This is a genomic window from Gemelliphila asaccharolytica (genome assembly GCF_001553005.1).
GTDB classification, from domain to species: domain Bacteria; phylum Bacillota; class Bacilli; order Staphylococcales; family Gemellaceae; genus Gemelliphila; species Gemelliphila asaccharolytica.
In genome coordinates this window covers 48,436-63,881 of record NZ_KQ959874.1, presented here as the reverse complement: position 1 = coordinate 63,881, position 15,446 = coordinate 48,436, and the positions used below count along the sequence as shown (strand labels likewise).

Annotated in this window: 13 protein-coding genes and 1 other annotated feature; of the genes, 2 read left to right on the top strand and 11 right to left on the bottom strand. The window is 23.6% G+C overall.

Annotated elements, in window-relative coordinates:
• Positions 1–3: 3 nt before the first annotated feature.
• The 7 genes from HMPREF1871_RS03260 to purR form a co-directional block, all read right to left on the bottom strand.
• On the bottom strand, positions 4–750 hold the full coding sequence (locus HMPREF1871_RS03260) for an RsmE family RNA methyltransferase (RefSeq protein ID WP_066130020.1): 747 nt from the start codon (positions 748–750) through the stop codon (positions 4–6).
• Positions 751–985: 235 nt separating this feature from the next.
• Positions 986–1,876: a membrane protein insertase YidC gene (yidC, locus tag HMPREF1871_RS03255; RefSeq protein ID WP_157058049.1), complete on the bottom strand. Its 891-nt coding sequence runs from the start codon at positions 1,874–1,876 to the stop codon at positions 986–988.
• Between the two features lie 65 nt (positions 1,877–1,941).
• Entirely contained in the window at positions 1,942–5,610 is a 3,669-nt protein-coding gene (locus HMPREF1871_RS03250; RefSeq protein WP_066130018.1) for a PD-(D/E)XK nuclease family protein, read from the bottom strand.
• A gap of 48 nt (positions 5,611–5,658) precedes the next feature.
• Entirely contained in the window at positions 5,659–6,642 is a 984-nt protein-coding gene (locus HMPREF1871_RS03245; RefSeq protein ID WP_066130016.1) for a DHH family phosphoesterase, read from the bottom strand.
• 20 nt (positions 6,643–6,662) lie between these two features.
• Entirely contained in the window at positions 6,663–7,970 is a 1,308-nt protein-coding gene (locus HMPREF1871_RS03240; RefSeq protein WP_066130014.1) for a DRTGG domain-containing protein, read from the bottom strand.
• 98 nt (positions 7,971–8,068) lie between these two features.
• Positions 8,069–9,460, bottom strand: coding sequence for a bifunctional UDP-N-acetylglucosamine diphosphorylase/glucosamine-1-phosphate N-acetyltransferase GlmU (gene glmU, locus HMPREF1871_RS03235; RefSeq protein WP_083505629.1), 1,392 nt, complete (start codon positions 9,458–9,460; stop codon positions 8,069–8,071).
• The gene (gene purR / locus HMPREF1871_RS03230) at positions 9,460–10,293 is read right to left on the bottom strand and encodes a pur operon repressor (RefSeq protein WP_066130012.1); all 834 of its coding nucleotides are present in this window, start codon (positions 10,291–10,293) and stop codon (positions 9,460–9,462) included. Before purR ends, glmU begins: the two co-directional genes overlap by 1 nt.
• Before the next feature lie 271 nt (positions 10,294–10,564).
• Between purR and HMPREF1871_RS03225 the strand changes: the two genes are divergently transcribed.
• Positions 10,565–11,890: a hemolysin family protein gene (locus tag HMPREF1871_RS03225; protein ID WP_066130010.1), complete on the top strand. Its 1,326-nt coding sequence runs from the start codon at positions 10,565–10,567 to the stop codon at positions 11,888–11,890.
• Positions 11,891–11,914: 24 nt separating this feature from the next.
• A complete protein-coding gene (locus HMPREF1871_RS03220; protein WP_066130008.1) occupies positions 11,915–12,913 on the top strand; it encodes a hypothetical protein in 999 nt (332 codons plus the stop codon).
• A 31-nt stretch (positions 12,914–12,944) separates the two neighbouring features.
• Here the strand turns inward: HMPREF1871_RS03220 and rpmA are convergent, their stop codons facing one another.
• The 4 genes from rpmA to HMPREF1871_RS03200 all read right to left on the bottom strand — a co-directional run bounded on the left by rpmA (position 12,945) and on the right by HMPREF1871_RS03200 (position 15,439).
• The gene (gene rpmA / locus HMPREF1871_RS03215; RefSeq protein WP_157058051.1) at positions 12,945–13,229 is read right to left on the bottom strand and encodes a 50S ribosomal protein L27; all 285 of its coding nucleotides are present in this window, start codon (positions 13,227–13,229) and stop codon (positions 12,945–12,947) included.
• A 2-nt stretch (positions 13,230–13,231) separates the two neighbouring features.
• A complete protein-coding gene (locus tag HMPREF1871_RS03210) occupies positions 13,232–13,561 on the bottom strand; it encodes a ribosomal-processing cysteine protease Prp (protein WP_066130003.1) in 330 nt (109 codons plus the stop codon).
• A gap of 1 nt (position 13,562) precedes the next feature.
• On the bottom strand, positions 13,563–13,874 hold the full coding sequence (gene rplU, locus HMPREF1871_RS03205) for a 50S ribosomal protein L21 (protein WP_066130002.1): 312 nt from the start codon (positions 13,872–13,874) through the stop codon (positions 13,563–13,565).
• A gap of 19 nt (positions 13,875–13,893) precedes the next feature.
• Positions 13,894–13,972: a sequence feature (ribosomal protein L21 leader region), on the bottom strand.
• A 51-nt stretch (positions 13,973–14,023) separates the two neighbouring features.
• Entirely contained in the window at positions 14,024–15,439 is a 1,416-nt protein-coding gene (locus tag HMPREF1871_RS03200) for an SH3 domain-containing protein (protein ID WP_066130000.1), read from the bottom strand.
• Positions 15,440–15,446 lie beyond the last annotated feature (7 nt).

The following is a 15,446-nucleotide window of genomic DNA, read 5'->3' as shown; positions in this document are numbered from 1 at the left end:
TTTTTAATTTAATTCTAAAAAGTATACAATACAACTTAAAAAAAGTAACGGAGCTGTTTCAGCTCTTAATATTCTATTGCCTAATCCAATCAATTTGTAATCATTATTTATAAATAAATTTATTTCTTCTTTTGAAAATCCTCCTTCACAACCAAAAACAACTAAAAAATCTTTATTTTTAAAATCATTATTTAATATTTTTGACAATACTCTATTTTTTTCATTATGTGCCTCATTTTCATAAGCTAAAAGCTTATAAGTGATATTTTTATTTTTTTCTATCAAATCAACTTCTGAATTATAATATATTATCTTAGGTATAGTTATTCTTTTAGATTGTTCAGCTGCTTCCTTAGATATCTTTTCGTATCTGCTTATTTTTTTTTGAATCTTATCATTTTTTATCTTAGAAACACTTCTTTGAGAATTATATAAAATTATCTCATCAACTCCTAATTCTGTTGACTTCTGTATTAAATAATCTATTTTATCGTTTTTTAATGGAGGTATAGCAATTTTTATCTTAGATTCTAGTTCTGTTTTTATAATAACTTCTTCAACTGGAAAAACTGTAACTATATTATTTTTACAATATTTTATTTCAGATACATACTTTTTTTTATCGCTAAATACTATAAATATTTTATCTCCAATTTTTTTTCTCATAACCTTTATAATATGAAAACTATCATCTTTTGATAAATCAAAATTTTTAAAAGAAAAATCATCATCTACAAAGTACTGTTGCATAAATACCTCCTATATTTCTATTAATTATATCATAAAATTTTTTTACTATAAAGAACTATCAAAAAAATTAGTTTTACATTATTTATTCGGTAAAAATACTAATTTTTTAAATAATTTTATTAAAAAATAATTTATTTTATTTTAGATTTTCTTGTACAATCTATAATTTTTATAATGAAACTAATAAAGATGGTTTAAATACTTATTTTAAACCATCTTTATTGTAATTATTATATTATTTTTTTCTTTTTTTATTAGATACTAATTTTATTTTATTTTCATCTGAATTATCTTTTTCTTCTTTTGGAATATAAGGTGGATAAAGTTTATGCGCTATAAATGTTTGGACAATTAAGAATATCCCCCCTACTATATAATATAGCCCTACAGCTCCAGCTAAAGTGAAGGATATACTTGCTGTTATGAAAGGAGTTATCCATTGCATAACTTGCATCTGTTTTGCCATTTGTTCTTGACCTGGTTGAACATTTGTTTGTGGCATCAATTTTATATTTAAATGTGTTTGTATTGCATAAACAATAAATGCAATAATAGGTAATATATATGATCTTGTACCTAAATTAAAAATTCCTAAAAATGTCGAATCTACAATACCTTTAGAATGTGCAGGATTTATAAGAGTAAAATATAAACCAGTTAAGAATGGCATTTGTATAAATATTGGCAACATTCCTCCTATACTAATAGGATTAGCATCGTATTTTCTCATTATTGACATTTGTTCTCTTTGAAGATCCATTTGTAACTTTCTTATTCTTATTTTATCTTCTTGTGTTATTGCTCTTACTTGTTCTTTTTTTAACTCTTTAAGTTTTTCTTGAACTACTGATAATTCAGGTCTAGCTTTTTCCATTCCTATTCTAGCTTGTTTTTGTCGTTTATAATTATTCAACATAAATGGCATAATAATTAATCTTAAAATTATAGTTATTATTATTATAGCTAATCCCCAATTTCCAACACAATCATATATAGCCATCAAAAATTTATCCATTGGTTCTACAAATCCATTATAAAACCAGCCTGACCTATCTTGTGCGGAACACCCCGAAAGTGTAACTGCAGAAATAACACTTAGTAACATTAATACTGTCTTTTTCAACATAATTCTCCTTTTACTTTTTTACTTTTAAAATTATAACAAATAAGATTTTACCAGTCAAATTTACTTTAATATATCTCCATTTCTAAAAACAATTTCTTCAAATCTTTATTACTAATATTTTCATATTTATCATCTTTTTTACTTATATTTAAATATTCCCCATTTGCCAAAATAAATAAAATTTCTTCTTGTTCTTCTTCAGATAAATTAAAAAAGTTAAAATTATCTATTTCTTTTATTATATTGACGATATTTTTAAAATTTAATTTTATTAGTTTATCTAGTTCTTTTGATTTATAAGATTTATGAGTATCACTAGAATGAATTTTACCTTTTTTAGTTACTCTTATAAACATTACTTCACTAGAATAATTTTCTAAAAATATTAAATCTTCATTTACTATACCTCTAAGTCTAAATTTTTTATCTGATGAAGTTCCATCAGAAATTTCTCTATAAAAAGACCCGAATACATTACTGCTCTTCAATCCATTTTCTTTCATTATAATGTATAAATATGATATTATCTGAGATATATTTCCTCTTAAAATTTCTTTTAATGAAAAATCTTTTTTACTTCGTTTATAGTCAATCACTAAAAAATTTTTCCCTTTTTTATCAACTCTATCTATCTTTCCAATTATTTTAGCTTTTTTGTAAATATCACCACTTTCTATATTTTTAAAATCATCAGTTAATGTCATAGAAAAAGGCAATTCTGTAACAAAGAATCGATACCCCGTAATTACCATATATTTTATTTCAATTTTTATGGCATTTTCTAATCTTTTTATAATATTATCTAAAAAATAATGATTTGATTTTTGCCCAAATATTATTAACATAAAATTTGATATTGTTGCATTTTCATTTTGATTTATAATGTTATTTAAAAAAGGTTTTATATCTAATGATGATATTTTTTCATCAATTTCTTCCTCATCATATAATTTAGATATCCTATCTGATTCTTTTTCAATAAATTCTTTTACTCTCTTATCATCCATAATTGCATGAAAAAAATTACCTTCATTTGCAACATTCATTTCATTTGTTAGTATATCATTTAATAATAATATTCTTTTTAAGAAAAATAAATATGGATTATTAGAAAAATCTGTGATTTTTGATACACTAAAATTGTAAAAATTTTTTTTATTAAATATATATTTTTTAACCAAATTATTATCTATAGTTTCTTCATTATGTTGATTATAAATATCATAATACATTATGGTAAAATTTTCTTTTTCTTTTAAAAATTTTTCATCATTTAAATTTTTAAATAATTCCAAATTAATACTCATTTTTTTATCAAAATATGTATCCATTATATTATTATATTTTTTTATTAAACTGAACAGATATTTCAATAACTTATTATCTCCATTATCATTGTTAATTAATATTTTGTAACTTTGAATGAATTTCATATATAAAAAAGATACCTCTTTATATATATATAAATTATCTACATTGTTATAATAATTAAGATATTTTAGAGAAAAATTTAATATTTTACTTGTTTTATCAACCAAAACATTAGGTAATATTCTTTTTATATTTTCCAAATATAATGAAGGATACATATCGTTAAAATTTTCAGATAATAAGCTATAGCTAATATATAATTTTTCTCTACATCTGCTTATTGCAATATAACTTACAAATTCTTCATCAATCATCAATGATTTTTTACTCGGAGATAAAATAATATCAGAAAAGAACATTTTTTCTTTGTCTTCTTCATCAAGAAAATCTTTATTTTTTTGATTTTTTGGCAAAATATCTTTATTAAATCCTAAAATAAAAACTATTTTTTTATTTTCAATTTTTGCTAAATCCATTTTTGCCATTATTGCTGAATTATTTAATTCTGGTATATTTCTATATTTTATTTTTTTTATAGACATAAGTAGTAATTCTTTAAAATAGTTATATTCAATTTCTTTATCTTTAAAATTTTCAGATAAATTTTCTAATATTTTTAAAAATTTTGTATATACTTGTCTATCTATTACCTCTTGAAAAAATGAAAAGTAATCTTCAATATCTAAAGAATTTTTATCTAATAACATTTTTATGTCGAAATAATCTAAAATTTTAACTATATTTTTTATGTATATATCAACTTTTCTAGATTTAAAAATATTAATTATTTTTTTGTTTATATCATTTAATATTTCTTGAACTATCTCTAATTCTTCTTTTGTATATTCTTTAGTTTCCAACGTAAAAAATTTAGAATTAATATCATCATAACTATTTATTAATTTTATTTTTAATATATTTTCTACATCTAAAATATCTAATACATCGTATTTAGTAACAACTTTTTTTATTTTATCTTCAAAAATTTTTTCAAAATTAGATAATTGAGTTTTTAATATACTCATTATAGATTCTTTATAATTTTCATTACTATAATTTAGAATATTAAAAATTAGTTTTATAAGTCTATGATTTTCAACATTTACATCTTTATCTAAATGTACATTAATACCGTAATCTGAAAAAATATCTAAATATTTCTCATAACTACTATTTCTATAAATTATAGCAAAATCTTCATCCAAATATTTGCCTGATTTTTTTAATATATTAATTTCTCTTGCGATTTGTTTAACTTCTAATTCTATATTATCTGATTGTATTATTTTTATAGAGGAAACATCATAACTTTTCCCTGATTTTTTTATTTTTGGATATTCTTGAACTAAATAATTCAAATCACTACTTTTATATCTGTTATTTATAAATTTTATTGTATTTATACAATTAATATTACCTTTTTCTATTTTTAAATTAAATAAATAATTATAATTATCATAATTAACTATAGATTTTAATGAAAAAAGTTCTATACTATTTCTTTTTATAATATTATTTATATTAGCTATTACTTCATGTGATTTTCTATATATGTCTAATGAATATTTAAACTCGTTTCTTACTTCGTCTAAAGTAATAAAATTATAACTACCACTTATTTTTTCTTTAGTTAATAAATTATTTATATTAAAATTAATATATCTATTTATATCTGAATTTATTGATAATAAAACTTTTTTAGATTTTAAAATTAATTTTTCTATAATCTCATATTCTAACGGAGAAAAATTATAATAGGAATCTATATAAAATATGTATTCTGAAAAATCTAACAAATCTATCGAATCTAAAATAATTTTAATTAAACTATACTTATCATATTTTTTACATAGTATTAATTCATTTTGATACTCTTTATATATATCGACAATTGCCTTTATTTTATCTATATGCTCATTTGAAATATCTTTTATATTAATACTATCTTTAATATAATTTTCTAATCTTTCAATAGATATATTGTATTCTTTTAATTCTGAAATTATATCATCAATACTGTAAATAAAATTTATATCATGTAATATTCTTTTCGCTAAAAAATTATCTCTATCTTTCAATTTTTTTGATATTTCTAAATAATTAAAGAATTTTATTTCATCAGAGATTTTAATATTTTCTAAATTTAATTTTTTTGATATTTTATCTATAAAAGAATTAAAATTTAAAACATCGATATTAAAAGTTCCTCCAAATTTCTCACACAATTTCTTCTCAAAATTATATCCATTTTGTTCTGGAGTTAAAATAACTATTTTACAATTTTTTCTATTTTCTTCTATATCACTTATTATATTATATGTCTTTCCTAAACCACTTCCAGCTATAAGCAATTCTAATTCCATACGTCATCTCCTAAAAAAAATACCAAATAATTTATAAAAATAAACTATCTAGTATTTAGAATTATTTTTAATGTAGTTATTAACTGTATTAGCAATATCATCTAACAAAAAATCAAATTCTTCAAAATTTTTAACAGTAGCTCCACTGGCTAGAGGATGCCCTCCACCATTGTACCTACCTGCTATATCATTTATACATGGCCCCTTAGATCTAATTCTAACTCTTACTTTATTCCCTTCATCTATTGCAAAACACCATACTTGAAGATTTTTTAAAGATCTTAGTAGATTAATTCCACTTGATACCTCACCAGGAGTAACTCCATACTTATCCATATCATCTTTTGTTATCTTTAGATATGCTGCTCCTTCTGAATATATTTGATAATTTTCAAATATAAACGCTCTAAATCTCATAAGCTTTTCTGAAATAGTTTCCATTCTATCAATTACTTCTGTCATATTAAAATTGTATTTCATTAATTCTGACGCAACTTTTAATGTGTTTTCTGTAGTATTTGAAAAAAGAAATCTTCCTGTATCCCCTACAATCCCTATATACAATAGCATAGCTATATTAGAATTAATTACAAAATTATATCTTTCTCTTAAATATAAATATAAGTCATATATCAATTCACAAGTAGATGAAACTTCAGTGTTTACAAGATTTATATCGCCATAATTATCCAATGGTGGATGATGATCTATTTTTATTAAAAAATTATTTTTAGTAAATAACTTCCCATCTATTCTTGGAAAATTAGCAGTATCTGTAGTTATAACTAATGCATCTTTATAATCGTCAGAAACTACTTCTTCAGTATTAAATAAAAAAGATAAAGAAGGAGATTCTTTTCCAACTAATATAACTTTTTTTTCTGGAAAATTAATTTTTATTAATTCTGCCAATGAACCTTGAGAACCATAAGCATCTGGATCTGGTCTTTCATGCCTATGTAATATTATTTTATTACTTTCTTTAATCTTTTTATAAATTTCCTCATAAAGAGGTATATTGCTTTTTATCATATATTATTTTCTTTCTAGTTCTAATTTCTTTGGAATACCTGACATGTTACTAATGCTTTTGCTACTAAATCATTTTTATCATATACTTCAACATCAAATTTAACATTTTTTCTTCCCATGTACATTATTATAGCTTTTGTTGTTATTATTCTATCTAATGGAACAGTTCTTATAAAGTATATATTTACATTCTGCATAAGTACTTCACATCTGTTGTAATTGTAACATGTTATATGTATTGATTCATCTATTATGCTCAACAAAGCAGAACGAGAAAATGTTCCGAACTGATCAAGCATTTGGGGTATAACCTTAATTTGTAATCCATCCGCTCTAGGAACTATTCCTTTCCTTATTATTTCATCAAAAGTATCACTATTCTGTGAATCATGATATCTGTTATTTGTCAGCATCGAATTAATTACAATTTTTCTTGTAACTATTCCCAACAATGTGTTTTTATCATCAATTACTGGCATTAATTCGAAACCTTCAGAAATCATTATATTTCCCACTGATGAAACAGGGTCATTTAACTTTGTAGTAGTAACCTTTCTCTCCATGACATCTTTTATAGCAGTTTCTTTATCTTGGCAAAAAACATCTCTAGCTGTAACTATCCCTACTAATTTACCATATTCATTTACAACCGGAAATCTAGTATGCCCTATTTTCATTTGAAGATCATACCAGTCTTTTACAGTAGCAGATATATCTATTGAGTATATACTTCCTAAAGGAATGTAGATACTTTCTACAGTAACTATATCTCTTTTTATTATTTGATCATTTGTTACTCTATTAATCAAATGTGCAACAGAAAAAGAATCATGCGGAGTAACGATTAAAGGTAAATTTTTTTCATCTGCTACCTTTTTTATTTCTTCTGTTGGTACATATCCACCAGCAACAAGTATAGCACAATCTTTCTCTAGTGCCATAGAAATAATATTAGGTCTATTCCCTACTATTAAAAGAGTCCCTTTTCGTATATGTTGACTAACTTGCTCAGCAGCCATTGCACCTATGGCAAAATCCTGAACAATTTCATGTATCCCATCTCTTCCTGCTATAAGTTGTCCTCCAACTATATTAACTATTTCAGAGTATGAAAGTTTTTCTATATTATCTCTTTCTTTTTTCTGAATTCTTACTGTCCCTACACGTTCTATCGAAGATACAAAACCTCTATTTTCCGCCTCTTTTATTGCTCTATAAGCGGTTCCTTCACTCACTTTTAAATCTTTAGCTACCTGCCTTACTGATATCTTAGTTCCAATGGGTAAAGTCTTTATATACTCTAAAATTTTTTGATGTTTTGATTTCATTTATATACTCCTAACACTTTTCATCTGTATTATAATATATTATAGAACTTATCAAAAATAAATTCAAGACTTTTTATTTCTGTTATATAATTATATTATTACTTACTTTTTATATTTCTAGCAGACGGGAATCTTTTTGCATATCCTTTTTTATTCTCTTGTTTTACTCTTCCAATAGCTAGTGTATCATCTTCTACATTTTTTGTTACTGTTGTTCCAGCTGCTATTAAAGCTCCATCTCCTATATTTACTGGGGCTAAGAGATTAGAGTTACATCCTACAAAAACATCATTCCCTATTACAGTTTTATGTTTTGTTTTTCCATCATAATTAACTGTTATACTACCGCATCCTATATTTGTATTTTCTCCTATAGTTGCATCTCCTATGTAGCTTAAATGTGCAGTTTTGGTTCCATTTCCATATTTAGAATTTTTTATTTCAACAAAATTTCCAATTCTTATTTTTTCTCCCAATTCTACCCCATCTCTTAGGTGTGAATATGGACCTATTTTTGAATATTTCCCTATTTTTGAATCTATTATAGTTGATTGAATTATTATTACATTATCAGAAACAATTGAATTTTCAATATATGAATTTGGCTTAATTATACAATTACTACCAATAATAGTTTTTGATTTAATTGTAGTATTCGGATATATAGTAGTATCACAGCCTATAATTACATTACTTGCTATATATGTATTTAATGGATCAACTAATGTAACTCCATTAAGCATATGCTTTTTATTTATTCTTTTTCTCATAATATTCTCTGCATAAGATAATGCAACTCTATCATTTACTCCCAATGTTTCATCAAAATCATCACATACATAAGTTTCTATTTTATCTCCATTTTCCCTTATAAATTTCAACACGTCAGGTAAATAGTATTCTCCTTGATTATTATCATTTTTTACTAAAGATATTAGTTTAAAAAGTTCTCTATTATCAAAACAATATATACCTGAATTAACTTCTTTAATTAATTTCTCTTCTTCAGTAGCATCCTTTTCTTCGACTATTTTTAATAAGTTTCCTTTAGAATCTCTAACTATTCTTCCATAAGCAAAAGGATTTGATGTATATGACGTTAATACCGTAGCTTTCGCTGAACTTTTCTCATGATGATTTAACATTTGTTCTAATGTTTCTTTTTTTATCAAAGGAGTATCACCATACATAACAATAGTAGTTCCATCTTTATCATAAAGTTTATCGTATGCCATCTTTACTGCATGTGCTGTACCTAACTGCTCTTCTTGAAAAACAAAACTTGATCTATTAGATATTATTTTTTTTACTTCTTCAGATCCATATCCAACTACAGTAATTATTTCTTTCATTCCCAAATCTTCAATACTGTCAAGAACTAATTCAACCATTGTTCTATCACAAATTTTATGTAGTACTTTATATAATTTAGACTTCATTCTTGAACCTTTACCAGCTGCTAAAACAACAGCATATCTATTTTTCATCATTAAATCCCCTTCAAAATTTTATTTATAGCATTTCCTTCACTTATTTCAAACTCACCTGTGAATTCATTTATTTTTGTTAATTTAGCTAAATATGTATAATTTTCATCATAATCATATCTAGTATCAAAACATTCAGCTAATACAACTTTACCAACTATTTGAGCATCAAATTCATTCATTAATGTTTGCATACCATTCATTACACCACCACCTCTTAAAAAATCGTCAACCAAGAGTACCCTTGAATTTGTATTCAAACTTTTTTTTGAAAGAACCATAGTTTCTATTTTTTTTCTAGAGCCAGATACAAAATTTATTGCTACAGTCGTTCCTTCCGTAACCTTATTATCTTCTCTTATTATCACTATTGGTTTATTTAAAACAGAAGCTATTGCGTATGCTACAGGTATTCCTTTTGATGCAACAGTGACTACTGCATCTATCTGTTTATCTTTATATATATAAGAAATTAATACTCCTAATCTATTCATTAAATTAGTATTTCCTATTATATCTGACATAAAAATATATCCGCCCGCTAAAAGTCTATCTTTTGATCTAAGCAATTCTAAAAACTCATTTATTACATCTTTAGCTGATTCTAGACTAAGAACAGGTCTATACACTACACCTCCATTAACGCCAGAAAGAGTGACAATTTCTCCTATACTTTCTTCTATAAAACTTTGTTTTATTATAAATATATCTTCACTAATAGATGATTTAGCTTGGTTAAACTTTTTAACAAAGTACGTTAAAGGTATAATTTTATTAGGATTTTTTAACAAATATTCTGTCATTATGACTATACGTTCACTTCTTTTTAATTTCATTTTTTTCTCCTAACTCAAATAACTCTAAAGAATATTTATAATATAACACGAACGTTCGTATTAGTAAAGTTTTTAAAAACACTTGTTTCTACTTAAATTAATTTTTTAACCAATTTTTTATTAAAAAAAAATTGATTAATATGTATACTTACGGTATCTTAACACATATTTTATTTAAATTGATATTTCATATAAAATATAGTACAATTTATATAATTAATATTAAACTAATAGATTAGTTGATTAGTCGAAAGGATAAAAAAAACATATAATGGACCTCAATATTATTATTTTAAAATTATTTTTAATTATTATATTATTATTAGGTTCTGCAATCTTTGTTACAGCAGAATTTTCTTTAGTTAAATTAAGACCAACTAGAATTAAAGAATTAGTAAAAAATGGAAATAAAAAAGCCAAATTATTATTAGAAATGGTGGAACATTTAGATAATTTCTTATCTGCTACTCAACTGGGAATAACCATAGTTTCACTAGGATTAGGATGGGTAGGAGAATCTGTTTTTTTCACATTATTTCATCCAATTTTTAATCTTCTAGAGCTTAATTCTGCAATTACCCATAGCATTTCTTATATTTTTTCATTTTCGTTCATGACACTCTTACATGTTGTTTTGGGTGAATTAGTTCCGAAAACTATAGCAATACAAAAAGTAGAACATTCTGCATTTAGAATAGCTATTCCACTTTTTATATTTAATAAAATAATGCACCCTGTAATATGGATATTGAATGAATTAGCAACATTTATAGCAAAAATTTTAGGGTATCACGAATTACAAAATCAAGGAGAAGTTCATAGCGAACAAGAATTGAGAACTATTATGCGTTCTTCTATGGATCATGGAAAAATAAATGATACTGAATATAGGTATGTAGAACGAGTATTTGAATTTGATAATAAAATAGCAAAAGAAATCATGACTCCTAGAACAGAAGTTTTTGCTCTTGATCTTGAAGACTCCATAGCAGTTATAATGAGACAAATAAAACAAGAAGAATACACTAGATATCCAATTATAGTTGGGGGAGATAAAGATGAAATACTAGGAATATTAAATGTTAAAAAATTATTTTTTGCTAATAAAGAAATAGAATCATCAGAAGAACTCAAAGAATTTATGACTCCTATTATAAAAGTGTTTGATCATACCCCCATATCACAAGTATTAAAAATTATAAAACAAAATAGGGAACATATGATAATTGTAACTGATGAATATGGTGGAACAAGTGGAATAGTAACATTAGAAGACATAATAGAACAGCTTACAGGTGAAATAAGAGATGAATTTGATGATGATGAACAAAGTTTAATTAAAAAATTAAAAAATGGACACTATTTAATAGATGGTTGGGTTTCTATCCAAGATGTCAATTCTATCTTTAATATCTCTATACCTCATGAAGAAGTTGATACAATAGGTGTTTATATTTATATGATTAAATATCAAGCAAAAGTTGGAAATACCTATACTATACAAGGAGTTACATTTAAAGTAAGAGCAATTGATGAAGATCAGATAAGACAAATTGAGGTATGGAAAGACAATAATAATAATAATAATAATATTTAAATTTTTTAATAATATAGGTGAAAAATGTTTAGTGAAAAGAAAAAAATGGTAATAAAAACTTTTAAAAATATTTTAGACATATATAAAAAGATTTCTTTTTATTATGTAATTGAAAATCAAAAAAAAAATATTTTTCTTATAGGATATGATTCTATAATCTATTTTTTTAAAAAATATATTTTCAAAAAGATAGACAATAATAAAAAATACATATTAAATTATGTAAATAATTTAGATATAAAATTAATAATTTCTTTTATCTTATCATCAGCTATTGTTCTCGCTTTTTCTTTTTTTATGCTTATATTTTCAATAAAAAAAGATCATTATATTGATAGTAATATTAATCAAAATAATATTAATAATACAGTTGAAAGTAACTCTAAAAAAGATAATAAAGATGAAAAAGAAAAAGCAGAAACTATAAGAATTTCAGAAATAGCACTTGATGAAGAAATAAATGCTCAAAATTCATATAATGCATCTTCATATAGCTTTGATGTTAATAGAAAAATAAAAACTTTAAAAAAAGTTCATATATTTAGTAATGAGGACTGGAACTCTATTAATAATATAATAAATGAAGAAACAGAATTTGTTGTTGATAAAATAGTTTCTCCTGGTGGTTATCTTATGTATAAAATCGCTGAGGGAGAATACAAAGGAAATTATATTACAGCTAATGAAAAATTAGTAGATGTGATTGATAAAAATGATAATTTTTCTTTTGAATTTGTTGATAAACCACTAAAATTAAAAATATTATCTAATATTACTGATTATACAGATAGCACATTAAAAAATGTTAAACAAACAGTTTATAAAGGAACTGAAATAAAAGCTGTAGGCTTTTTAATAAAATCTAACAGATTAGTATATAAAACATATGATAATAATTTTTTACCGATTGATCCTACTAAAATCTCCGAACAAGAATTTGTTCAAGAACAACCTATTAAAAAAGAAAATAAAAATACTAAAAATAATAATAAAATTGTTAAAAGTAAAAAAAATAAAAAATAAAAACTATTCTTTTCAGAATAGTTTTTATTTTTTATTGTGCTTTAGGGTAAACAGAAACTTTTTTCTTGCTACGTCCATATCTTTCAAATTTTACAATACCATTTACTAATGAAAATAGAGTATCATCTCCTCCTTTTTTCACATTAGTTCCTGGATAAATTTTAGTTCCTCTTTGTCTATATAAAATAGATCCCGCAGTAACATATTGTCCATCAGCTCTCTTAGCACCTAATCGTTTTGATTCAGAATCTCTACCATTTTTAGTAGATCCAACCCCTTTTTTAGATGCAAAAAATTGTAAATTTAAATTTAACATCATCAGTACTTCACCTCTTTCATATTAATATTTATATAATCAGAATAATTTTTTTCTATACATTTCAAAGAAATAAGTAATGACCTTAAAAGAAGTTGTTCATTTTCAGTTGATTTAATTGAATTATATTTAATACTACCTTTTTTCTCATCAATTTTCAGTTTAAAAATAGTATCTTCACAAATTTCATCTATGGAATTAATACAACCTATAACAACCGATGAAACTCCAGCGCACACAATATCACTTCCTTTAACCGAATAATTTGCATGACCTTCAATTTCAATTCTTTTAATTAAACAATCTTTCTTTAAAATATTAACATTAATCATATTATAAATTAATTTTTTCTACAACCAATTTAGTGAACGGTTGACGATGTCCTAATTTACGATGATTATTTTTCTTAGGTTTGTATTTAAATACTGTAATTTTTTTACCTTTTCCATGTGATACAACTTTTGCTGTAACTGTTGCTCCTTCAACGAAAGGTTTTCCAAATTTCAACTCTTTTTCTGCCCCTACTAATAATACCTTGTTAAAAGTATACATAGAATCTTCATCAACAGATAATTTTTCAACAAAGATAGTTTGTCCTTCTTCTACTTTTAGTTGTTTCCCACCTGTTTCTATTACTGCATACATTATCTTGCACCTCCTTAATTTTTATACTAAGACTCGCCTTTTGCTGGGTGGTTACTTATAATAACACTTATACCCTTTAAGAGCGGTTGTAGTAGCGGAAGCCACTCCAACATTAAAATGTTAGCATATATTTTATTTATAGTCAAGAATTATTTCTCTAATTCCCATATATTTATAATATCTTTCTCAAAAATTTCTTTACTAAATCCTTTATATGAATTAAGTTTAATTTCATCATCGTTTGGATCATTAAAATAATACTTGTTATCCTCTTTTCCTCTTATTACCTTATAACTTTCCTTGTTTTCAGAAAAGCTACCTTTTTTTAATTTAACAATTACAGGTTTTCCTTCTTTTAATGCTTCATCTATATTTTTAAAAATATCTGATTTTATACTTCTATATTTTATAGAGTTTTTTTTGCAAAAATCTTCTATTATCTTATCTGAATTTCCTTTCCCTTGAACATAATATTTATTTCCACTCCAATTTACTATATCATTTACTGTTATTTTTTTATCAGGATATAAATAATTTTGAATCATAATTAATGAAATTATAACATCTCCATTTGATTTTATATTTTTATCTCCATCTAGGCCATAAGATATATCTTTGTACTCTTCTTGTTTTGTATAGTAAAGTGGTATGTCCATTCCTTTATGAGGAGCATTAATTAGTTTTTCTTTATTATTTTCATTAATCATATTTTGATTTATCAAATCATAAAAATAATCTTCTATACCTCTTGTTATTGATAAAACATATTGATAACTGTATACTTTATTTTTTAATATATCTATATCTATATCTTTTGAAACATTTCCTATATATAAATATAATTTTGGTATTTCTTTACCTAATATTTCTTTTGATGATATTTTTTTTGAATTGTTTACTTTATATATATAATTTTCATCAAAATATTTTTTTACATTATTTGCTAATATTTTAGATTTATCTTCTTCATAACATATTGTTACTCCAGAATTTATACTTTTATCATCATAAACATCAACGTTTATTTCTATATTTATATTATTATCTTGCAATAATTTACTATATTCTTCTTTATTTAAATCATTTTTTTCTATATTTTTTTGAATAACTTTAATTCCATCTTTTTCCAAATTTTCTTTAACTTTAGAAATTATATATATATTAAAGTCATCTTTACTTTCAGAGTTTAATAAAACTGAATAGTTAGATAATTTTTCTTTTAATTTTTCTTTAGGATCCTTTATATTACTCGAAAATATGTTCCACCCTTCTATCCAACCCAAAAAATTGTCTGAAGTTTTTACTTCTATCCAATCATCAACTTCTGCGTATTTTACTAACCTCTCGCTAGATGATAATGATTTTATAGATGGATAATTATTCCCTGGACCTGTTCTTAAATTAGTATTTTTAGATAATACTATTTTATTCCTATTAAGATTATTATCACTACTACTTTTATTATATTTATAATAAAGTAATATAGAAATAATAGATAATATAATAAAAATTAAAAATAAAATATTAATTGAGTTAAAATTAGATTTTCTCTTTATTTTTACCATTTTTTAT